Origin of the sequence: Corynebacterium mustelae (assembly GCF_001020985.1) — a bacterium.
Classification (GTDB): domain Bacteria; phylum Actinomycetota; class Actinomycetes; order Mycobacteriales; family Mycobacteriaceae; genus Corynebacterium; species Corynebacterium mustelae.
This window is the reverse complement of the sequence record NZ_CP011542.1, coordinates 54771-75502: the sequence shown is the minus strand read 5'-3', so window position 1 is coordinate 75502 and position 20732 is coordinate 54771. Positions and strand designations below refer to the sequence as shown.

Below are 20732 nucleotides of genomic sequence, written 5' to 3'. Positions count from 1 at the left end.
CAGACCACCGGACAGAACAATCAACCAGGTGAGTTTGGTAACTATGTGGCGCGTATCTGGCAGATCACCGATCTGGCTAGAGCGCGGCTTCAAGGGTATCGAAGTACTTGTTTACTCCCCATGGGATGCCTAATGGGGATGGATTAGCGGAAGATGCTAACGGGCCTTCACCTAAGAAGGCAACATGACCATTTGCGATCGCCGGAATCTTTCCAAGAAGAGGGTCCTCTTGGAGCTTCTTTAACGTTGCTTCGTTTTCGGCTGGATCGTTGCTGCCATAAGAAATAAGCAAGTCTACATCTTCGAATAATTCGGGGTTTTCTGCTGATACCTCAATCCAGAATTTATCAGCGTCTTTGGACTTTTCTTCCACGATCTTAGGCACTCCCAAACCTGCGTCTTTCAAGAATCCAGCGCGGGGATCGCCAGTGGAATAGAACCCTACTTTAGAAAAGTCACCTTGAGAACCAAACGAGGTAAATAGCACATTTTTATCCGCTAGTTTTGGATGGGCAGCCAACGCATCGGCGACCTGTTTATCCAAATCTGTTGACAGCTCGGTTGCCTGTGGTGCTAGCCCCAGGGCTTCCGCGTTCATGGAAATCATATCGTCAAGTGAAGTCGTCCAGGGCAGCTCTGGATAAGCTACAGTGGGTGCGATTTTACTGAGTTGCTTGTAATCCTCTTCCGTAATCCCCGAATACGAAGCCAAAATGACATCGGGTTCGGTTGCCTCAATTTCTTCGAATGGTATGGCGTCAGTCTCGTCGAAAAGCACAGGAGTTTCAGCACCAAGCTCTTGTAATTTTTCTTCCACCCACGGCAATACACCATTGTTATCGTCATCACCCCAGGTTGCTTTGGACATACCAACCGGCACTACCCCAAGCGCCAAGGGCACTTCATGGTTGCCCCACGCCACTGTGGCTACCCGCTCCGGTTTGGTTTCAATCACAGTTTCGCCGAATGCATGGCTGATGGTTACTGGGGCAAAATCCGCATTCACAGCAGACTTTGCAGCGGAACTTTGTGGTTGCGGCGAGCCGGAGTCCGCACAACCTGCCAGCGACAAGCTTAATGCCGCAGCTAAAGCTGCTGCGGCGCGAAACATGGTGGTACTGTAGGGACGCACATTCCCTCCTAAAGTTGTAGATAATTAGAATGATTTTTTAGGCCATCCTAGACTAACTTAAGATCAATACCATTGCATGTGTTTAACCCCACCACCCCTTGTGTTATTCCCCACATTTCCCGTATTTATTTGCTGAGATTCAGGAAAAACTCAATGTCAACTATCGATTCCGGGCCTGCCGCCCCCAATTGTGGTGGCGCAATTCCGTAGTCGGACCACTGAACGGACATCGTGCCCGAAACCACCAAACCGCTACCACCGTGGACTACATTCGCCATTGCGGTGACTGGATGCGTATGTTCAGCGATGGTGAGTTCCCCAGGAACCTCAATAGAGCCAGCACCTTCGGACACATCGACCGGCATTGTAGCTACAAACGTGGCCGTGGGATATAGCTTGGTATCGATTGCTTTTTCTCGAAAATGGCCGTCCTGATGCTCAGAACCGGTGGTTATGCTCGCGACATCAACCTCAACCGCGGCGTTAGCCATGATGTCCTCGGCTACGGTGACCGTCCCAATTACCTGCTGTGTCCGCCTAAAAAAATCGCCAGTTGGGTTATCAGGTATGTCCCGGACCCGATAACCAGCGAAAGAACCGGTACTTACAACCCATTCACCGTTAACGTCTGCAGGCAATGGTTGGGATTCAACGGTAGTAATGGGTGATGACGGCAGAGGCACGGTCATGCGATCCGTGTAGATTTTTGGGCCAATAATGGCTACTGTCAGAGCCATCCCGGTGACAGCTACAGCTACGAGCCCCATCCGCCGCCTATACATTTAAACCTTTCCTTGACTTACAGTTTTTGCTTGTCGACGCCCTACGGTCGCCGTCCCACCAACGCTTCGGAAATCTTTTCACATGCTGGCCTTAATAGGCTACGCCAAACAATATCCATTCGGTTATCGGCCCTGCTTGGCCCGGCGTTAACAATACTGACTGGTTTTCCCTGTTTCTTTGCATCGATAACAATCCGCATGCCGCTCATCACCGCCAATGACGAACCCAAAACGAGCACCGAGGAGGCGTCGACAAGCAAATCCTGGAGCCGCTCTTTTCGCTGCCTAGGCACCGATTCACCGAAATACACCACATCTGGTTTCATCACCGTTGAGCCACAATTGGCACACGGGGCGCAGTGAAAGCGCTCAACATCTTCTGCCGCGAGCGCAACATCCCCATCTGGATTAATAGCCGTTGGATCAATGGTGATGGATTCTAGGAATCCAGCATTAATCTCAGCCATACGGGCATCGAATGCATGGCGATCCTCCCGTTGCCCACAATCAAGGCATATCACAGTGGCCAAATCTCCGTGCAATGGAAGGATGTTCCTGCTACCGGCTAACTGGTGCAAGCCATCGACATTTTGAGTAACAACCCCCACAACCTGACCCGCGCGTTCCCATTCCGCGATATAGCCATGCACCGCGTTAGGTTGCGCACGATCGATATAGCGCCACCCAATAAATGACCGCGCCCAATACCGTTTTAATGCCTGAGGATCAAACCGAAATTCCTGATACGTCATTGGTCGGTGACGCTTTAAGGACCCCTGCGCACCCCGATAGTCTGGAATACCCGAGTCTGTTGACACACCCGCACCAGTAAGCACCAATACGCCGCCGGAACGTAGCTGGTGAACGATAGCAGGCAATGCCTGCCCCGGCGGAGTCGGAGTTACCGTTTCCGTAACCACACGACCAATTGATCGTAATGCGGATTCGTGCGCCATCTTATGGATCGGATCGATAAACTGATCAGCCAGTGGAGACTCAGGAAAATATGTCACATCAATAAATCTTATTGGCTAACGCCCAAAATAAAATATAGCCATCCAAAAAAGACCGGTGAAAGCCCCGCCACCAGACCAAACCACATGGCATTAATGCTGCGGGCCCAATAGCCCAAGGCTGTTGCAATCAAACCGAGCGGAAGGGTAACCACAACGAAACCTGCAACGGTGCCCGGAAAAAGCTCAGTAAAAAGAACCGGAACCAAAAATGCGAAAAAGGAAACTGCAAGCGAAATACACAGGAAAAACTGAGCTGGCCTAGTTCGGCCTGCCATCGCAGCCACCTCCCACCGCACGACCTTAAGAATCCCCGAATTTGTTAGCACTTCTACACTAGCTAACGAGCTCTTTGTGCCCAGCCTACTCAAATACCCTCAGCTTCGTCGTGTGCAATGCCTACACTTACTAACCAGAAATACCAAACAGCACCCCGGCACCATAGGTGATTGTGAGCCCTAAAGCGCCACCAATCACCAAACGCAGCATCGCGCGCGACGTTGATGTACCGGATAGTTTTGCAGAGATAAAACCCGTGAGCGCCAACGTCATAAGCGTGACCACTGCAACTATCCCAGCACCGAAAACCAAAGCGGCGATGCTAGGTAGAAGTGCACCAACGATAAAGGAAATAGCGGAAGAAAGTGCCGCCGCCCACGGGTTAGTGAGTTCTTCTGGATCAATCCCTAACTCCAGCCGCAAATGTGCATGAAGCGGGTTAGCTGCGTGAATCTGGCGTGCGGCCGCATGCGCAGTTTCGGCAGCAATACCATAGCCGCACAGAATCGCCACTAATTCTTCATGCTCTTCTTCCGGCATGGTCTTAAGTTCTTCGGTTTCTTTCGCTATGAAAAATCGCTCTGAATCCCGCTGAGCAGATACCGAGACGTATTCACCCAGCGCCATAGATACCGCACCAGAGACAATGGCAGCAATAGCCACAAGCATGATTTCTTGGCGCTGCCCACCAGCGGCGATGATGCCTAATAGAATGCATGAGACAGATACGATGCCGTCGTTAGCCCCGAGCACACCAGCACGAAGCCAGTTGAGCTTACCCGCAGAATCGATATGCGCCTCGTTTGGGTGAAATCGAGCACCACCAGTCATATTTTTCCGCCTCACCGAATAAAAATAGTGCTTAGATACCCATCTAAGCACTATGTAATGGGTGCTGAAAAGCAAACAAAGGCTTGCCATATCGGCAGGTAATGATAGTTATCGGCGCCCTAAATACACGGAATCAACCTCGCCATGTCGTGAGCAGCGGGCATCCCACCCGTCGGGACGCACCTGAACCACCATGCGTCGCCCGCACAGCTGACAAAAGCGGGGCGCTTCCAGGCCGGCGCTCGCAGAGGGAGAGAGGATGATCTCTTCCCCACTGGCGACTTCCTGGCCGGTATTAGGGTGGAACACCGGTGCGTCACCGGCGAGCAAGGCTTCGAGAAGTTCTTGAGACATAAGAGGGTTCCGTCGCTTATCACTTATACGCTGGCGTTGAGCACCTTGAGCGGAATTTGGAGTTTGCCAAGCATATCTAGGTCTTCTTCCATTGGGCGGCCCAGCGTCGTCAAGTAATTACCGACAATTACCGCGTTAATACCGCCAAGCAAACCTTGTTCGGTTCCTAGATCACCAAGGGTGAGTTCGCGGCCACCAGCGAACCGAAGGATAGTTTTAGGCAAAGCCAAGCGGAACGCACCAATTGCCCGCAATGCATCAGAGGTTTCCATAACCTCTTTATCAGCAAAAGGGGTACCTGGACGCGGGTCGAGGAAGTTCATAGGAACTTCCGTTGGATTTAACTCCGCAAGGTCGCAGGCAAATTCGGCACGCTGTTCCAGGGTTTCACCCATACCAAGAATACCGCCAGAGCATACTTCCATTCCGGCTTCGGCAACCATACGCAAAGTTTCCCGGCGCGATTCCCAGGAGTGGGTGGTTACCACATTCGGGAAGAAGGATCGGGCGGTTTCGAGGTTGTGGTTGTAGCGATGCACGCCTGCGGCCTTGAGACGATCGACTTGTTCTTGGGTGAGGATGCCAACAGAGGCGGCAACTTCGATATCGACCTCGGCTTTGATGGCTGCAACTGCTTGTTCCAATTGACCCATCAAACGCTCATCGGGACCTTTAACGGCAGCGACGATACAGAATTCAGTAGCACCGGATTTTTGGGTCTGTTTTGCCGCTTCCACCAGTCCTGCAATGTCCAGCCAAGCGGAGCGCACTGGGGATTCAAATAGTCCAGATTGGGAGCAGAAGTGACAGTCCTCGGGGCAGCCGCCGGTTTTCAGCGAAATAATGCCTTCAACTTCTACTTCTTCGCCGCACCACTTAAGGCGAACTTGGTGTGCCAGCTCCAGGAGTTCTGGGATACGAGATTCTTCTAGTTCCAACACTTGAAGCACTTCGTCCTTGGCTAAACCAATTCCTTGCTCTAATACCTTAGTGCGGGCTAGGTCGAGAATATCAGTCATGGGTGTCTCCTTTGGGCTGAATGGCGGGTCACGAGAACCATAAAACTTGAGCGCCGTTCAAGAAGTGTAGCTGAACATCGTTTAGCAGGTGGCGAATTTGCGCAAAATTTTGAAAATTTTTCCAATAAAGTAGACACCATGCACGCGCCAACGATCATCCCTTTCGCTAGCTTTGCCCACACAGCGCTCTACCGCGACACCCTCAAGCTGCTCCAACAGCTCGTGCGTAATGCCTGCGTCAACGACTACACCCCCGGCTCCGGCCAGGAAGTCCGCAACGCTAATACTCTGAAAGCATTCTTTGCCGACGTCGCCGACGAAGTCACCATCACTCGCTACGAACCCGAACCGGGCCGCACCTCGCTGGTGGTCACGGTCGAAGGCACCGACCCCGAGGCCGAACCCCTGACATTCCTCGGGCACATCGACGTGGTTCCCGTCGACGAAGCAAAATGGACCAAACCACCCTTTGAGGCTCTGATCGAAGACGACATCATCTACGGCCGCGGCACCGTTGACATGCTGTTTATCACCGCCACGATGGCCGCCATCACCCGGGAAGTTGCGCGCAATAAAACGAATGCGGGCACCCTGCACTTCGTCGCACTTGCCGACGAAGAAGCACGCGGCGGACTGGGCGCGAAGTGGCTGAAAGAACACCACCCGGATGCGTTTAGCTGGAAAAACTGCCTGTCCGAAACCGGCGGTTCCCACATCCTAGGTCAGGACGGCTCCGATTCGCTCATCGTTTATGTTGGCGAGAAAGGCGCCGCGCAGCGCCGCATCCACGTCCACGGCGACCCCGGCCACGGCTCAGTCCCTTACGCCAAAGAATCCGCAATCGTGACCATCGCGGAGGTCGCGCGTCGAATAGCGTTGGCCAAGCCAAAGGTCACTGACTCAGAAATCTGGCAAGGCTTTGTCGACGCGTTCCGTTTCGATGACGCCACCACTAAAGCACTGAAAGCAGGCAATGAGGAAAGCTACCGCACACTGGGTGAACTCGCCGCCTACAGCGATGCCGTGTCACACCTGACCATCGCCCAAACAGTGCTGCGCGCAGGCCAAGCCATCAACGTCCTCCCCTCCCACGCATGGCTGGAAATGGATATCCGCCCACTGCCCGGCCACAGCCAAGACGACGTTGACGCCGTGCTTTTCGACGCCCTAGGCGACCTCGCGGATAAAGTTGAGGTCGAGCGCCTGATCTGTGAAGACGCTACCTTATCCCCCACCGACACTCCGCTCTATCGCTGCCTGGAAAACACATTGCTCTCGTTCTTCCCGCAGGCCCAGGTGCTTCCCATGGTGGCCGCCGGTGGCTCCGACCTGCGGTTTGCCAGGCAACTTGGCGGAGTCGGCTATGGTTTTGCCGTCCACGCTGTAGGCCGAAGCCTCGGCCACGCTCACGGCCAGTTACACTCCCACGACGAACACCTCCACCTCGAAGACCTAGCACTGACCATCCAGGGATACGCGCACGTCACCGCCACTTTCTTGCGCGCAACCAATCCCTGCCACATGGAGGAGAATTAGCCATGAATCTTGAGCGTCTAAAGAAAATACTCGAAGCCGAGGACACCGACCACGTAACCCACGGCCCTGATACTTTAAAGCTCCCCGCCGAAACCGCCAGCCTTTTTATCACCATCGACCATGAGTCGAAGCTACTGCGGTTTAAAAGCCAGTGGACCTGGATTGGACTGAAACCGAAGAAGAAAGCAAAACTGCGGCGCAGAGTACACACCCTCAACTATGACGGGTGGCTTTCTGGATGCTTCACCGATGTGACCAGACCTGATGAAATCTCCGTGTACACCACATATGACTGGCCAATCGACATAGAGTTCACCGACGAACAAATCTCCGACATGCTGCTCTACGTCTTCCAGTGCTGCCTAGAAATTCAGCAAACACTGGAAAAGAAATTCCCCAACTATATTCGAGAACAATCATGAACCCAACCCCCATCACCCTTGAACGCGTCTCGGCGGCACTCGCCGCAAACGGTGTAGATTCCGAACAGTTAGCGGACTACCCTATCCTTTACGCCTTCCTCAATGGACACGAACTCACCGTCGAACTGCGCAATGAACTGCTGCAATACTGTTTCGTCATTCAACACCTGTACTGGGAATTACCCGACGACTATCACGACTTTAAAAACCTCGACGAGGTTTTCGCCTGGGTCGATACCCACAACCAACCCAGCAATCTTCTGGGAAACTACAGCCTCGATTTCGCTGACAATGAGGACGGGGCATTTGCTGCAGTCAACCACACCATTCCCGCACGGGTGGGAATCACCGATGAACAACTCACGGCACTCACCGGGCGCATTATCGCCGACCTCACCAAACGAGTAGAAATAATGACAACAGCCTTCAACTGGGAGGAACCCTAAAACACGCATGGAAACCAGCACACATGTGGGAACCCAAACACCCCACTTCAACCTCGTTCGTGCCCTCATATGGGCAGCCGCCACCTTTATCATCTTGGGGCTTCCTACCGACATCATCCCCAATCCCATATTCGGCCGCGACGTACCCGTGCGCCCGTGGGAGCTTCCCGTCCTTATAGCCACAGCAGTTCTTACCGCCGCATGGGCAGGACTGCCGAAACGGGGCGTCAACAAGCAGCAAACACCAATAGCGCTGGGTATAACCGGCGCACTTTTCGCCATCGCCTGCCCCGTCTGCAACAAAATTGTGCTCCTCATCCTCGGCACCTCCGGGGCGCTTGGCGTGTGGCAACCCATCCAGCCCTATCTCGCCACCGCGTCACTTGCAGCACTATGCATCACCGTGATCTGGGCGTGGAAAACTAGGCCGTGCACGGATGGGGCGTGCGGGTGTTAGATAAGGCTGGCGCTTCATTCATTCCTAATGGGGTCCCTCAAATCACTGAAAATAAAAAGAAAAGACCTCCAGACGCGCATGTCCTGAAGATCTCTCTATCGCAATGACAAGGGACCTTGTCCTTGCCTTCTCTAACTCAAAGCCTACCGCGAAAATCTATATGTATCAACTGTGCATAGCTTCAGTAGAACAGTGCTTTCCAGCCGTACATCCAAGAATTGCGGATACATACGGATGATCACTGCCTCGAAATTCCCCGCCACCTCGGTGAAAAATCACGTCAACCCCAAGATTCTTAAAAGGAATCTCGGGGCTGCGGCTGGGTTGGTTTACACCAAATGGTGTAAGCGCCTACCCAAAGTATAGAAGCAATTTTTGTTCCCGCACAAGAGGTTTTAGCTGGGAAAAGACCTTTGCAGAGTAATCTCCCACCTCATTGTGGCGGCCAGTGACAGGCCCTTATCGGACTGTGACTTCTGCTACTGGGGCTTGTTCCGTCACAGAGGACACCGGTGACGATGTAAAACGCAATGGGCTTACTTTCTGCTCGGCTTCATGGTTCGGACCCAGTGGAATGTTGTCGCGGTTGTTAAAGCACAGGACCGCGATCATGCCGAGTAACGCCATAGCTGTGAGGTAGTAGGTGACGGCGTCGGTGGAGCCGGTCTGTTTAATCAGGTAGGCGGCAATCATTGGGGAGAATGCGCCACCCAGAATCGCGCCGAGTGCGTAGGTGACGGATACGCCGGAGAACCGGACCGACGCGGGGAACAGTTCGGTGTAGAACGCAGATTGCTGGCCGTAGGTGAAGCCCAGACCGACGGTGAGGATGGCCAAGGCGGCGAAAAGCAACCAGATGTCACCGGTGGAAACCAGCGGGAAGAGCAACCAAATGCCAATAATTTGTGCGATATAGCCGACGATATAGGTGGCGCGGCGACCAATGCGGTCGGAGATTATTCCGGCAAGTAAGGTAAACAGCAGCCAGGTTGCGGCGGAACCGGTGACCGCAAGAAGAACCGGACCGCGTTCTAGACCGATGGGACCGTCGGGGTTCGTCGCAAAGTTTTGGATGAAACCACCGGTGGTCATGTAGCCGGATGCGCCGTTACCGGCAAATACTAGGGCGGCGAGGAAAACCACCACGAAGTTGTAGCGCAGCATTTTCCCAAGCGGATTTTTGGTTACTTCCTTGCGCTCTGCGATTTCGGCAAAGACTGGGGATTCGGCCACGCCATGCCGGATGTAGTGGCCGATGAAGATGAGTACAAAACTGAATAGGAATGGAACGCGCCACCCCCATTCCAAGAATGCCTCACCCGGCGCGATGGTGGTCATCAACGCCATCATGCCGGAGGACATGAGCAGGCCGATGGGCACGCCAATCTGCGGGAATGCGCCAAATAAGCCGCGTCGCCCAGCCGGTGCGTGTTCGACCGCCATGAGTACTGCACCGCCCCATTCGCCGCCAGCGGAGATTCCCTGCACGATGCGCAGTGCGATCAGGATGAGTGGCGCGGCGATGCCGATTGTTGCGTAGGTGGGCAACAGTCCGATCAAGGTGGTGGCAACCCCCATGCCGACCAAAGTGATCATGAGAACTTTTCGACGCCCGATGCGGTCGCCGAAATGCCCTGCGAGGAACGCGCCGAGTGGGCGGAACAAGAAGGATAGGCCTACGGTGAGGAATGACAAGATGGTTGCAACTGCACCGTCGCCGGTGGCGAAGAATGTTTTGTTAAACACCAGGCCAGCTGCGGCAGCGTAGAGGAAGAAATCGTACCATTCAATGGCGGTTCCAATGATGGTGGCTGCCGCCACCCGAGTGTCCTCTCGGCGGGTTTGTAGTTGGGTCATAGGGGTTTATCTTTCTGCATCTTCATTACCTTGGCAAAAACTATTTCGCGTTTGGCTGCGAATGTGTAACACATTATTAAAAATGCGTTCCTAGCCTACTGCAGTATCCCCATGCCCATGTTTTTGTCTGCGTGTGCGTGTTAGCAGGCATATAACCCAAGCATCTTTAAGCAGCAGCATGTTTTTGTTGCCAGAGCAAGATTATTATTCCGGCCATGATTGCTTGGGCAAGCCCCATTGCTATCCATCCGGACGCACCTACCCCGACTGGGTTGATGAACATTATTAGTGGGTTGAGCACATGGAAACCACCGTGTGTTCCCATCGACCACCAGCCGGAATCTTTCCACAACCGTACCGCACCGGCTATCAGCCCCATTCCCAGCGGCATGACCAGATATAACAGGCGCTCGGTCCAACTTTGCTGGCCGCCAGATGACACCAGGTGAATGACGGTAAAGGCAAGTGTGGTCCAGATGAGGGTGAATATCGGGCGGTTCTTCGCGGTGAGCCCAAATAGCCAGCCCCGGTATAGCAATTCTTCCGGAAACCCTTGCAGGATAACCGCTCGAACGAAGATGAAAACCACTTGGGCAATCATCATTGTCGTCGTTACTGGGTTCTCCGTCGCTCCTTGTAGTTGCGAAATCTCGGCGGGTGTTTCTATCAGACTGAGAATTAGCCACGCTATAACGACGGGAATGGCCACCACGATAAGCCCGCCGAATGCCCCGCTGAGGGCGGGTTTTAGCCGAAAATGAAATGTGGTGATCGCCCACGATTGCCGTTCGATGTACCTCAACCAGAGCCAGACGAGAAAAACAACCACCACTGGAGTGACGCAAAATATCGCTGATTTAATAACGTATTCTGTTGGCGTTTGTGCCTCACCCTGCACGTCAAACAGGACATGAAATGGTGTCCGAATAAAGTTTGCCGCCAAGAGGATGACAAAGGCAATGACCGCCCGCACGGTCAGCCCCCAGGAATTAATGGGAATGCGTGGCGAGGATGAAGTGTTCATGTATATCACGCTAATTGCCGCCTAGCTGCACAGGTAGTGCTTACGGTCATGACTTTGGTTCCGAAAAATCATGACCCAAGTCATGGGTGGTGCTTATTAAGATTGATAGTCATGGTTAGCTTGCTCAGCGCACACGATACGGATATTGATACCCGATCGGTGCCGCCACATGCCATCGCTGCCGTGGGGTTGCCGTTTCTCTATTATTTGTTTGCGCTGTGCATCATCATCTATCTGACCACGGTCTCCTTTGCGCGTTCACCAATAGTGTGGGCACAGCTGTGTGCAATGACGCTGTTTACTATCACATGGTTGTGGTGGGTGCGCCGAGTGAAAACCGGCAGTGACGTGCGGTTACCAGCTTGTGTTTTCGTTGGTTTAAGCATTCTCGTCTCGATCATGGGTGCGTTTATCTACACGCTGATTGTGGTGTGCTTGTCGGTTTTCGTCATAGTGGTCAGTGTGTCGTTTCGGGCCGGAGTGATCTATTCCGGTCTTTTCCTCATCGCAGTTTTCCTTATTCATCTCTATGCGGGAACACCGGGTCCACGTTTTGGGGCAGAAGTCTTAAACTGCGCAATCATCTTAGGGGTGGGATTGCAATTGGCCATGCTGGCTAAAAAATCCGCCTTCTATTATGTTGATCGCAAACACACCTTGGCTAAGCTGCAAGAAAGCAATGCCCAATTGCGGGAATTGCTGCGGACTTCCAGGGATTTGACGTTGTCGCGGGAGCGGGGCCGCATCGCTGCCGCGTTGCACGACGGGTTGGGGCACCGGCTAACCACGGTTAATTTGAGTTTGGACTTCGCTGATCGCATGATGGCGTCTGACCCGAAACGCGCGAGGGAGGAATTACAGTTCGCCCGGACTACTGTGACCGAGGCGCTTGATGATATGCGGGTGGTTGTGCGCGCCCTTCACCCGGTGCAATTGGAATCGGAAAGCTTTGTCGAGGCGTTAACTACCTTGGGAACGGCGTTTTCTAACACTGGTTTGGATGTCACTGTCACCGTTTCTGATTCCGTCGACACGCTTACCCCCGAGGTGGAGGCGTTGCTTCTGGCGGCCACCCAAGAAGCACTGACGAATATTTCCCGGCACGCCCACGCCCACCATGTCCATATTGATCTGCGCTGTGATGGCACGATGGTTGACTTTTCCATCAGCGACGATGGGATAGGCTGCGCCGATATTGTCCCCGGTTTCGGCATCCGTTCACTGACCGAACGTGCCCTAGAGCTTAGCGGCACTGTCGACGTGACCGGTGATAATGGCTTCGTTTTATCACTTCGGGTACCCAAGGAGACACCATGACCCGTCTCATACTTATCGACGACCACCCGATGCTGCTTCGGGGACTGTCCCTGATTTTTGAAACCATGCCCGGTTATGACGTCGTGGCCACCACCACCGACGGCAGCATCGTCTCCGACCTGGTGGATACCCACTCGCCCGACGTGGTTGTTACCGATGCTGTCATGCCGAACGTCGACGGGTTAGCCGTCGTAAAGCAATGCGCCACAACGCACCCCGGGCTGCCGGTGCTGGTACTGACAACGTTTGACGACGCATCGCTGGTGCGATCGCTTATCGACGCCGGGGCAAGCGGTTACCTGCTCAAGGACGTCTCCCCCGAACAACTCGCCGCCGCACTCGATGCCGCCGTATCCGGCGGCATGGTGCTCGACCCCCGCATCGCCCGCTTCGCCCACACCCCGGCAACCCCACCGGAGAAAACCCGGCAGATTACCACGCTTACCCGCGCTGAACGCGCCGTGGCTCGCCTGGTCGCCGAGGGCAAAAACAACGCCGAAATCGCAGCGTCTCTCTGCTTAGCGGAGGGAACGGTGAAAAACCACGTATCGGCACTGCTACGGAAACTCTCAGCGCGGGACCGCACCATTTTAGCCTTGAGACTGGCACGTTCCTTCGGACAATTGCCCTAATAATTCTGCTCAACCATGAAATATAAGTGACGATGCATCGAACACCCAGGATTAAAGGCGTGCTGACAGCGTGGGCACTGCGCCACCGCACTGTATTGCACGTAATCCATGACCAGGCCGCATACCCCGCACAGCACTGCTGGCTGATCAAGCGGCATCCGGCCAAACGGGTGATCCGCCATTAATTCATGGCAGGTGTAGCACGCCCAAAACATGCCACACTCAGCGCATTTATTGCCAACCACGTCCACATCGCTGTGATAATGCACGCACCTGCCACAGGCATCTACCCCAATGCCCTGAATAGTCTTTGCACACACAACCACCACTGTATCGGCGGGGTTAGGGAAACGTCCAGGAGCTACAAGCCCTTCTATTTCTCCAACACGTAGACAGGCAGTCCCACACAGTTATATTTTCACGATTGTCAGGTAATGGAACGTAAACCACGGGAAATAATGCGTTCCGTTGCTGCCGTTTTTGATTCAGCTCGCCAGGCATCACACAAATCCAACGCCCACTGCGGATTCGATTTCGCAGCATCATTAATCCAATTGGCTACTGAATCCTGCACATAACGCGACGAATCCGCGCGCAAGGGATACAACAGTGGTTCGCCACGTTCTGGGTGAGTCTTCAGTTCCAGGATATGAGCTGACCATACGCCACGTGGCCGAAGCGCCTCACTGGCAAACCGCCGCACATTCTTAGATTCGTCCCCCGTCCAGGTGGTCAGAAGCGCAATGCTTCTATCGAGATCGGCCACCAAGTTTGGTCGAACGGCAAGCCATGCCCATTCTCGTACCGCAAAGTGCGGATCATCAGCGAACGGTTTAATCTTTTCCAATAGCTTTTGGTTATCGCTCTGCGACTGTTCTGCCAGCATGAAACATGCCCACCCTCGCACCGTATCTGAAGTATGAGCTGCGAGAAACTTTAGTGTTTCCCCACTAGAGTGCTCGACAAGCAACTGTCCGATCGCCCGCATCCGTTTCAGAATCCCAGCGCTATTCACGGCAGCTATCTCCGCCACCCGTTTCTGCGCCATTTCGGGCAGAACATGTGCAAGCAATTCGGCCTGATCAATCGCTACAGCATCCGAAAGGGTCCGCGATTGCGCCGTACCTTCATTGAGACTTTTTAGATGATTATCCGCACTAAGCCGAGCCATCGGGTCTCACCCCTACCTGAAGATTCGCGTGTATAGCACCAAGCACCCGCACCGTTATGTCAATATCCTCATCAGATATTCCGGCTGCCACTCCCGTTAACCAGGTGGAATAACGTGGCAGAAGTTTTTTCACCAACTGGGTTCCCGCTTCAGTGTTTCGGACGATCACCGCACGCCTATCAGCAGAATGTGGCTTCCTAATAATCAGCCCGTCTCGCTGCAACCGATCTAACAGCCCAGTGACTGTTGCTGTTGTAACACCAATACGCTGCGCCAATTGTCGAGGCGTTACTTCCGCTTCTGAATGACATGCCAGTAGAACCGCCATTCGCCCTTCACTAAGCCCGTAGTCGCCAAGAACGTGCGCGCACATAGCGTCAATCTTCCGCGCAGTCGCTAAAACTGCCATGACCAACCGCACGGATTCAGTGTCTCCGAGCTGGGCCAGCATTAATTCTTGTTTTGCATCAAAAAACTCATTCATTAGCCACCATATTACTAGGCGCCTAATTAAAATTCTATGGCTGCGTTATTCCACAAACTCTGGCACATAAAAACAACGGTGCTACAGAAAGCACAATCGCAATCTATAAGCACCGCTAACGTGTTTTTTATTTACAAGCTGCACACCGGTACGGCGTCACCACGACCGCCAGCCATTGGAACAGTCCAGAATGCACAGGACCACCAACCACGCGATTCAACGGTGGAACGCACCATCTTCCACTGCTCTTGAGACAACTGCGGCGTGCGGGACAACACGAAACCAGCCGAGCGATTCGGTGAGCCAACAATCGCCAACGAGTAGTCATCGGCTAGATACGTCACCCGATAGTTCGTTGGGCCATCTTCCTTCTGGAATGGCACGCCTGGGAAATTCACCCGAAGCGACGCCTTCGAGCGTACAGTTGCCGAACCATCAATATATGACTGCTGACCTAGCGGAGTACCACACGAATTACGCACCGAAATGGTCGTATCGTTGACTAGTCCGTACTCGGCAGTAGTATTGTTCGCGCACTGAAGCGTATATGGCTGCGGAACCGCTGCAACCTGATACCACTTGCCCACATACTTTTTCAGATCTACCGAACCATCAATCTCCGGCAGTTCGGAACCCGTGATACCAGGTGGGATCAATTGCGAGGAACCACCGCTGGAACGACCACCATTGAAAATATCATCTGCCTGTGCCACTGGCGCTAGCACCCCAATGGACACCACCGCTGCGGCAATAAGAGAAACTACTTTTCGCATAACGCACAACCTCGATCACAATCGAAAACAAAAACTACCTCAAGTGTATTGTTTTTACCGCGCTTGTGGGGCGTCGACAAGCAAAAAGTGCACAAACAAAGCTGCGGTAGGTTGGTGGGTAGCACACTCAAGAAAGGGCAATACGATTGGGACGATCACCACACCTCATACCTGGGTTCTTTCTTCTCTCGGCGCTTGCCGAATTCCTGCAAGCAATCGCCGTATCCTGGGTGGCCTACGATTTAACCCAATCAGCATTCATCGTTGGCGCACTAAACGCAATGGTCTATCTCCCCGGCGTCATCGGCGGCATTATATTGCGCAACCGCGCCGACTCCGGCAATGCACCCAAATTGCTATCGCTTACGACACTTGCAATTTTCACCGCCGCCATAATTCTCGCCGTGGCGAATTATCTACTGACAAATCCCAAGGTTTTACTGACAATATTCTTCGTATTTTTCGCGGTATTAAGCCTGGTCAAAATGTTTAATAAAGCATATATTGGTCGCACAATTCGCCAACAATTTCCACCCGAACAAGGTGCTCTCATTATGAGCCGCGCAACCACCGCCGCAATGATCGGCGGCGCAATCGGCGCTGGGCTAGCTGGCGTGGCACTAGACCTGATCTCCGCAACCTTTGCATTCGCGCTGGCCGCGACCCTATACGGACTAAGCTTCGGCATTGCCACACTAATTGGAAACCACCCACCACAATCAGTTGGCCCAGCCGAAACAACACCAAGAACAATCAGTGCAACTACCCCACCAACGTCAGTTTTTCGCTCACGGCCCCTACGTACGATCCTGCTGTTCTCCATCCCCAGCAGCGGCGCAATGGTCGCCTTATCGACGCTTCTCGTGCCACTTGCAGTCGCCGTGGCACCCGGCACAGCCACCGCATATTCAGCACTGTCCGTCTCATCAATGATCGGTGGGATTATCGGCGGGATACTCCTATCAACCACCACAAAAACTAGCCGGTTCGCATTAAACACCGCGCTGGCACTCAGCAGCACCCTTTTCCTAGCACTAACCTTCACCGATTCGATTTACAGTGCCACCCCACTTGTATTCATCCTGTCCCTCATACTCACCAGCCACATCGTGTGCATGCAGGTTCTTACCAACCAAGCACCCAAAGATAATCAAATCGGACAATTCGCATTAATCCGCAACTCCGTCGCCGGATCAGCCAAAGTGATCTTTGCGCTAGCCGCAGGCTGGGGCATACAAACATTCGGACTGCAACCAACCATCATTTGCTTAAGCCTGATTCTCGGCTGCGCCGCAGGGGTGTGGGTGAGCGTTGCTCGGCGTGGGGATGGATTTTGAGAAACCACAAAAGACACTTCCACCAGACATGCGAAGTAGATTTTGACAGCGTCAGAAAGCTTTCCATTTCCCTCACAAAATCAATTAAGGCCAGCCAGGCGACTTTTGAATAGGTTTTTCCCCAACCAACTTTTCTAACTCGTGAGCTTTGTCTTGATCTATCTTTTTTAATTCCTCAATCTTCATACCAACAATATATTTAATCCTTGAATTAAGAAAGAATGATTTATCGATTCTAATTCTAAGATAATCGAAAAGTAGCTCATCTTGAAGGTTCTTCAAGTCGTTATCAATTAGCATTCCATCTTCAAAACCAATTTCGTTCGTTTCAATTAAATCGATTCCTTCTTGTGCATATTTTCCAAGGAATGGCACAATGTCCATCCAACGAGCTAATTCTTCTGGAGAAGCTTCACGCGGGATACCATCAATCCGTGATCCAACCCATTCCCTCAACCACGACTCCCACATCTCAGAAATATTTTCGGGTTTTTCCCTGCAAAATTCCAAAACTGTTTCAGCTATTTTAGGAGCAAATTCTCCTTCATATTGCACAATTCCCTGACCCAACAAATCACGACGCTCCTCATCGGAAATTCCGGAATACATCGCTATTAACACCGTTAAGCGCAAGAATTGTCTTTGAAGTTCCTCCGAAGATATTTCTTTAAGATATTCCCAACGATGCTTAACAGCCCCAAAAAAACCTTCTTCTAAGAGTTTATTTGAGCACCTCGGATGATAAAGATAGTTTTCCCAGCAATAAAGGGAATCGACACCATTTGAAAATAGTGGTATTAAATTACTTTTGACATATTCTGGATCCGCAGCAAATAAAAAATACAACGAACTAGCCAATTCTGAAATCGTCGACTTTCTTAACGGCCCATCAATTTCAAGAAAATCGTTAAACGCTCTTTTCTCCTCATCGTCGAACCCTTCCCAGTTTTCCTGGTTGTGTTGCCATCGACGGCTGACTTCTTTTTCCCAATAGCGAACAATTTCACTGGCCCAAAAAACGTGGTCAGTTTCAGAAATCGTTGCCGGATCATAATGTGAAACCGATGACGTATGATTTTCCCAAATTTCAAATGCAAGCCAACGCAGCTTTTCTACATTAGAATTCTCTAGATGATCAACCTGTTCGTGCAAGAAACTACTGATCGCTTCGATAAAATCGACATCTTTTTGAACTGATCTTATACGAGAAAATACGTTGTCAAACGATTCCGATAACGAAGCATTTGACCAGGCACGAATGATTTTCATCTTGAAATAGGTAGCGTCAGCACTCCTTTCTTCCGGTAATTCTTTGTCTAGAAAATCCCAAATCTTTATCCCTAATTCTGGATCTTCTTTGACAGCTTTTTGCACATAATTGTCTGCTACGAACGAGAAACGAGAAGGGAGTAATTGTGCCTTTAGATCAAAAAGGGTGTTGATTGCGCCCGGTACATCTCTCTTGAGTTGACTTATAAATAATTCGGTATCAGGAAGCGCATTATTTTCGTTCTGCCAGCCTTCGATAATCCAATAATGATTTAGATCCAAACATTCCCCAGGTTCAAAATCTGAATTTTCTCCCTGGAGTTTTTCTAAAGCTTTTTTCGCCTGATCCCAGCTCTCATCACATTTTCGTACGAGCCAATTGAGCAAGTTGTACTTCATCTTTTCGTGATTATCAATCGAAGTACTCTCATCAATCTCAATCCCCGCGACAGCGGCATCAAGAAGCTGCGTGCGTAACTTTTCCGTCGCATTAGGCACGACAGACTTTAGAACACCATACACTTCATGCTTCGTTTCACTTTGGTACAACAAGTTTCTATCTAATAACCATTGAAGTTTCTCATCGGGGGACATTTCATCCGCATGGTTAAGAAGATGAATTGCTATCCGCTGAAATAACGGTTGACCGAAACCCCACCATCGCTTAATTAAAGTAGGTATCTCAGAATCTGCTTTCTCTCCGAAATCTCTAAGTGCATCAACTACAACGTCAATTTCTCCATTCAAAGAATCTTGAGGGTGCGGCTCGATCGCAAATCGGAAGTAGCCAAGATAGTCAAAGTCTGTCCCACTATAAGAGGCTTGCAGAAAATATGCTATTTCTAAAATGCTTTCAAGGAGGGAACCGATCTGATTTCTATCTAGATCGCTACTTTTAGCAACGGATTCCAAACAATTACGCAATGTCTCTGTGCCTAGACACCAGCGTAATTTCATATAGGGGATTGTTAATTCTGATCTATCCTCTGACTCCACTATCGGCAGATCTAGTTTCATCATGGGCCGGATCGGATCCCGCAACATAGCCCAACTTCGAAGAAGTTTATCGTCTGTGTTCCATAGCAATGGACTAGGAATAGGTGTGGGAGCAGAAATTCCCTCAATGGATGAGGCTAGAAAGACTTGCCACCTTTGAGCATCTTCTGCGTTTTGCTCATAAAGTTTTGTGACTCCATCATTTATCTCTGAATACAAACTCGGGGAAAATTTTTGACCTAATTTCGCCACGGTCCTAAGGGCCGCCCTGTTTAATTTTTCTTTTGAGATATAGGTATTAGAAAACCATTCACATAGTTTAGGGCCAACAGAAGGATCTTCAATCCCCTCAAAAAGATTTTGAAAAACGGGATCCTCTTCCATCCAGGTTAACCATTGCAAATGCAAATCTTCATTTTGTGATGACGCGGCCTCAATAAAATCTTCAACACCTTCTTGCTGTTTGAGACGGTTTTTCAAATAGTCTTGATCCACTGGAGTTAGATTCCCTGTACCGCCCTTAAACACATCACTAATGCGTTCACGATGTTCGGTTCGCCCCATACGGACACTTTTTGCCCATTTTTCTAGGGCCTCCACTAGTGCGTGATGTTTGCTCTCCGTTATTGGATAATCAATTGAGGTAATCCCTAATCTTTTCCACTTCGATTTGTTTTTCTTTCTTTCATCAGCCGCGCTGTATCCAGTAAAAGCAAAACGTGACGTACCTTTAGGCAGCCCCAAAGCCAAATACTTCATAATAAGATCATCGTGACTATATCCGATAAAAACCACTGTGAAATTATGAAACATGCTGTTCAAGAACCTGGTAGCCCATGCGTTAGTTAAATATGCACGTCCAAAATCCGAATCTGTCAAGACAAGATTTTTGGCTTGTGCATCGACAGAACCATGAATATGGACAATTCCCTCAAAATCATCGCCTAAAGGCATCGCTGGTGCGTGCCACACTTCCGGTATATCTATCCCTAAATCATCGGCCGCTTTTGATAGGTGGGTGTCAAAATTAGTCGTAACAACTCGGAGAGATCCTTTCACACCAGCCAGCGACACGATTGCTTTGTGGGTGCTGTTTGGCTCAGAGCCATCGATTTTAATTAACTTTGCAGTATGCCGGTGGGTATCAAACTGCCCAGGCAAGGAACCTAGGAAGGTGTCAATATGTTCCTGTTTATCGAATTCAACTTCTGCGAGTCCTGCCAGTTTTTCAGCTAAAAATTTAAAGGACGGAAGACTTGATGGCGCATCCATTGAAGCGCCTGCACCGACGAAGAAAACAAGCTTTCCTGAATTCTGTGCATCCAAAACTGCATCGGGTAATTCCACTTCGTCGGTAATCCACATATTAGTTTTCTCGCTTCTATGATTTTGGGGCATCCAACACCAGAAAAGAATATTCGCTATTAGAAAATACCATGTGAAAGAATATTTTTTGGAATTGTGTGAACTGTAATGATCGGATTGTTAGAAGCTGCAATCAACATTGATTTTCCATTTGCGCACTACCAAAACCTCGTTAAGAGTTAGTTCTGAGGGTTAATCGATCCGCACCGTTAGTCACATCAAGCTCATTTGATTGA

At 51.2% G+C, this 20732-nt stretch carries 21 protein-coding genes; 7 read left to right on the top strand and 14 right to left on the bottom strand.

All coding sequences use genetic code 11. The features are described from left to right. Window positions 1-76 precede the first annotated feature (76 nt). The 7 genes from CMUST_RS00360 to bioB form a co-directional block, all read right to left on the bottom strand. Window positions 77-1111: an iron-siderophore ABC transporter substrate-binding protein gene (locus CMUST_RS00360; protein ID WP_047260854.1), complete on the bottom strand. Its 1035-nt coding sequence runs from the start codon at window positions 1109-1111 to the stop codon at window positions 77-79. A gap of 146 nt (window positions 1112-1257) precedes the next feature. Then, a complete protein-coding gene (locus CMUST_RS00355) occupies window positions 1258-1914 on the bottom strand; it encodes a YceI family protein (RefSeq protein ID WP_083987374.1) in 657 nt (218 codons plus the stop codon). A 41-nt stretch (window positions 1915-1955) separates the two neighbouring features. Continuing rightward, the gene (locus CMUST_RS00350) at window positions 1956-2870 is read right to left on the bottom strand and encodes a Sir2 family NAD-dependent protein deacetylase (RefSeq protein ID WP_047263228.1); all 915 of its coding nucleotides are present in this window, start codon (window positions 2868-2870) and stop codon (window positions 1956-1958) included. 68 nt (window positions 2871-2938) lie between these two features. Then, window positions 2939-3205 carry a hypothetical protein gene (locus CMUST_RS00345; RefSeq protein WP_158408173.1) on the bottom strand — a complete coding sequence of 89 codons (267 nt, stop codon included), beginning with the start codon at window positions 3203-3205 and terminating at the stop codon, window positions 2939-2941. 130 nt (window positions 3206-3335) lie between these two features. After that, window positions 3336-4037 carry a VIT1/CCC1 transporter family protein gene (locus tag CMUST_RS00340; protein ID WP_047260851.1) on the bottom strand — a complete coding sequence of 234 codons (702 nt, stop codon included), beginning with the start codon at window positions 4035-4037 and terminating at the stop codon, window positions 3336-3338. Window positions 4038-4145: 108 nt separating this feature from the next. Further along, window positions 4146-4391: a biotin synthase auxiliary protein BsaP gene (gene bsaP / locus CMUST_RS00335; protein WP_047260850.1), complete on the bottom strand. Its 246-nt coding sequence runs from the start codon at window positions 4389-4391 to the stop codon at window positions 4146-4148. Between the two features lie 23 nt (window positions 4392-4414). After that, window positions 4415-5410, bottom strand: a complete 996-nt coding sequence (gene bioB, locus CMUST_RS00330; protein WP_047260849.1) for a biotin synthase BioB — start codon at window positions 5408-5410, stop codon at window positions 4415-4417. Between the two features lie 138 nt (window positions 5411-5548). Between bioB and CMUST_RS00325 the strand changes: the two genes are divergently transcribed. Genes CMUST_RS00325 through CMUST_RS00310 form a run of 4 tightly spaced genes read left to right on the top strand, consistent with a single transcriptional unit; the run spans window position 5549 to window position 8271 of the window. Continuing rightward, entirely contained in the window at window positions 5549-6946 is a 1398-nt protein-coding gene (locus CMUST_RS00325; RefSeq protein WP_047260848.1) for a M20/M25/M40 family metallo-hydrolase, read from the top strand. 2 nt (window positions 6947-6948) lie between these two features. Beyond that, complete coding sequence (locus tag CMUST_RS00320) at window positions 6949-7368, top strand: YbjN domain-containing protein (protein ID WP_047260847.1); 420 nt, start codon at window positions 6949-6951, stop codon at window positions 7366-7368. After that, window positions 7365-7814 (top strand): hypothetical protein, encoded by a 450-nt coding sequence (locus CMUST_RS00315; protein ID WP_047260846.1) that lies wholly within the window; start codon window positions 7365-7367, stop codon window positions 7812-7814. The genes CMUST_RS00320 and CMUST_RS00315 overlap by 4 nt, the downstream gene beginning before the upstream one ends. A 7-nt stretch (window positions 7815-7821) precedes the next feature. Further along, window positions 7822-8271, top strand: coding sequence for a hypothetical protein (locus CMUST_RS00310; protein WP_047260845.1), 450 nt, complete (start codon window positions 7822-7824; stop codon window positions 8269-8271). 459 nt (window positions 8272-8730) lie between these two features. Here the strand turns inward: CMUST_RS00310 and CMUST_RS00305 are convergent, their stop codons facing one another. Together CMUST_RS00305 and CMUST_RS00300 are read right to left on the bottom strand one after the other, a co-directional pair. Continuing rightward, the gene (locus CMUST_RS00305; protein ID WP_083987373.1) at window positions 8731-10128 is read right to left on the bottom strand and encodes an MFS transporter; all 1398 of its coding nucleotides are present in this window, start codon (window positions 10126-10128) and stop codon (window positions 8731-8733) included. Window positions 10129-10294: 166 nt separating this feature from the next. Then, window positions 10295-11152 carry a CPBP family intramembrane glutamic endopeptidase gene (locus CMUST_RS00300; protein WP_047260844.1) on the bottom strand — a complete coding sequence of 286 codons (858 nt, stop codon included), beginning with the start codon at window positions 11150-11152 and terminating at the stop codon, window positions 10295-10297. A gap of 111 nt (window positions 11153-11263) precedes the next feature. Here CMUST_RS00300 and CMUST_RS00295 point away from each other — a divergent pair, with 111 nt between their 5' ends. Both CMUST_RS00295 and CMUST_RS00290 read left to right on the top strand, forming a co-directional pair. After that, the gene (locus CMUST_RS00295) at window positions 11264-12469 is read left to right on the top strand and encodes a sensor histidine kinase (protein WP_047260843.1); all 1206 of its coding nucleotides are present in this window, start codon (window positions 11264-11266) and stop codon (window positions 12467-12469) included. Beyond that, window positions 12466-13101: a response regulator gene (locus CMUST_RS00290; RefSeq protein WP_047260842.1), complete on the top strand. Its 636-nt coding sequence runs from the start codon at window positions 12466-12468 to the stop codon at window positions 13099-13101. Before CMUST_RS00295 ends, CMUST_RS00290 begins: the two co-directional genes overlap by 4 nt. Here CMUST_RS00290 and CMUST_RS16255 read toward each other — a convergent pair. From CMUST_RS16255 to CMUST_RS00275, 4 genes are all read right to left on the bottom strand, one after another. Beyond that, the gene (locus CMUST_RS16255) at window positions 13098-13421 is read right to left on the bottom strand and encodes a CHY zinc finger protein (protein WP_236690131.1); all 324 of its coding nucleotides are present in this window, start codon (window positions 13419-13421) and stop codon (window positions 13098-13100) included. The genes CMUST_RS00290 and CMUST_RS16255 overlap by 4 nt on opposite strands. Before the next feature lie 107 nt (window positions 13422-13528). Further along, window positions 13529-14272: a HEAT repeat domain-containing protein gene (locus CMUST_RS00285; RefSeq protein ID WP_047260841.1), complete on the bottom strand. Its 744-nt coding sequence runs from the start codon at window positions 14270-14272 to the stop codon at window positions 13529-13531. Then, complete coding sequence (locus tag CMUST_RS00280; protein ID WP_047260840.1) at window positions 14259-14756, bottom strand: MarR family winged helix-turn-helix transcriptional regulator; 498 nt, start codon at window positions 14754-14756, stop codon at window positions 14259-14261. The genes CMUST_RS00285 and CMUST_RS00280 overlap by 14 nt, the downstream gene beginning before the upstream one ends. 131 nt (window positions 14757-14887) lie before the next feature. After that, window positions 14888-15529 carry a lipocalin family protein gene (locus tag CMUST_RS00275; RefSeq protein WP_047260839.1) on the bottom strand — a complete coding sequence of 214 codons (642 nt, stop codon included), beginning with the start codon at window positions 15527-15529 and terminating at the stop codon, window positions 14888-14890. 146 nt (window positions 15530-15675) lie between these two features. Between CMUST_RS00275 and CMUST_RS00270 the strand changes: the two genes are divergently transcribed. Further along, window positions 15676-16866, top strand: a complete 1191-nt coding sequence (locus CMUST_RS00270; RefSeq protein ID WP_047260838.1) for an MFS transporter — start codon at window positions 15676-15678, stop codon at window positions 16864-16866. 84 nt (window positions 16867-16950) lie between these two features. Here CMUST_RS00270 and CMUST_RS00265 read toward each other — a convergent pair whose 3' ends face one another. After that, entirely contained in the window at window positions 16951-20496 is a 3546-nt protein-coding gene (locus CMUST_RS00265) for an SIR2 family protein (RefSeq protein WP_047260837.1), read from the bottom strand. Between the last annotated feature and the right edge of the window lie 236 nt (window positions 20497-20732).

Bases quoted from the DNA above. Each gene is read 5' to 3' on its own strand.
- CMUST_RS00315 (WP_047260846.1), top strand. From the start codon at position 7,365: ATGAACCCAACCCCCATCACCCTTGAACGCGTCTCGGCGGCACTCGCC.
- CMUST_RS00350 (WP_047263228.1), bottom strand. From the start codon at position 2,870: ATGGCGCACGAATCCGCATTACGATCAATTGGTCGTGTGGTTACGGAA.
- CMUST_RS00325 (WP_047260848.1), top strand. From the start codon at position 5,549: ATGCACGCGCCAACGATCATCCCTTTCGCTAGCTTTGCCCACACAGCG.
- CMUST_RS00285 (WP_047260841.1), bottom strand. From the start codon at position 14,272: ATGGCTCGGCTTAGTGCGGATAATCATCTAAAAAGTCTCAATGAAGGT.
- CMUST_RS00290 (WP_047260842.1), top strand. From the start codon at position 12,466: ATGACCCGTCTCATACTTATCGACGACCACCCGATGCTGCTTCGGGGA.
- CMUST_RS00300 (WP_047260844.1), bottom strand. From the start codon at position 11,152: ATGAACACTTCATCCTCGCCACGCATTCCCATTAATTCCTGGGGGCTG.
- CMUST_RS00280 (WP_047260840.1), bottom strand. From the start codon at position 14,756: ATGAATGAGTTTTTTGATGCAAAACAAGAATTAATGCTGGCCCAGCTC.
- CMUST_RS00310 (WP_047260845.1), top strand. From the start codon at position 7,822: ATGGAAACCAGCACACATGTGGGAACCCAAACACCCCACTTCAACCTC.
- CMUST_RS00265 (WP_047260837.1), bottom strand. From the start codon at position 20,496: ATGTGGATTACCGACGAAGTGGAATTACCCGATGCAGTTTTGGATGCA.
- CMUST_RS00355 (WP_083987374.1), bottom strand. From the start codon at position 1,914: ATGTATAGGCGGCGGATGGGGCTCGTAGCTGTAGCTGTCACCGGGATG.
- CMUST_RS00345 (WP_158408173.1), bottom strand. From the start codon at position 3,205: ATGGCAGGCCGAACTAGGCCAGCTCAGTTTTTCCTGTGTATTTCGCTT.
- CMUST_RS00320 (WP_047260847.1), top strand. From the start codon at position 6,949: ATGAATCTTGAGCGTCTAAAGAAAATACTCGAAGCCGAGGACACCGAC.
- CMUST_RS00275 (WP_047260839.1), bottom strand. From the start codon at position 15,529: ATGCGAAAAGTAGTTTCTCTTATTGCCGCAGCGGTGGTGTCCATTGGG.
- CMUST_RS00305 (WP_083987373.1), bottom strand. From the start codon at position 10,128: ATGACCCAACTACAAACCCGCCGAGAGGACACTCGGGTGGCGGCAGCC.
- bioB (WP_047260849.1), bottom strand. From the start codon at position 5,410: ATGACTGATATTCTCGACCTAGCCCGCACTAAGGTATTAGAGCAAGGA.
- CMUST_RS00340 (WP_047260851.1), bottom strand. From the start codon at position 4,037: ATGACTGGTGGTGCTCGATTTCACCCAAACGAGGCGCATATCGATTCT.
- CMUST_RS00360 (WP_047260854.1), bottom strand. From the start codon at position 1,111: ATGTTTCGCGCCGCAGCAGCTTTAGCTGCGGCATTAAGCTTGTCGCTG.
- bsaP (WP_047260850.1), bottom strand. From the start codon at position 4,391: ATGTCTCAAGAACTTCTCGAAGCCTTGCTCGCCGGTGACGCACCGGTG.
- CMUST_RS00295 (WP_047260843.1), top strand. From the start codon at position 11,264: ATGGTTAGCTTGCTCAGCGCACACGATACGGATATTGATACCCGATCG.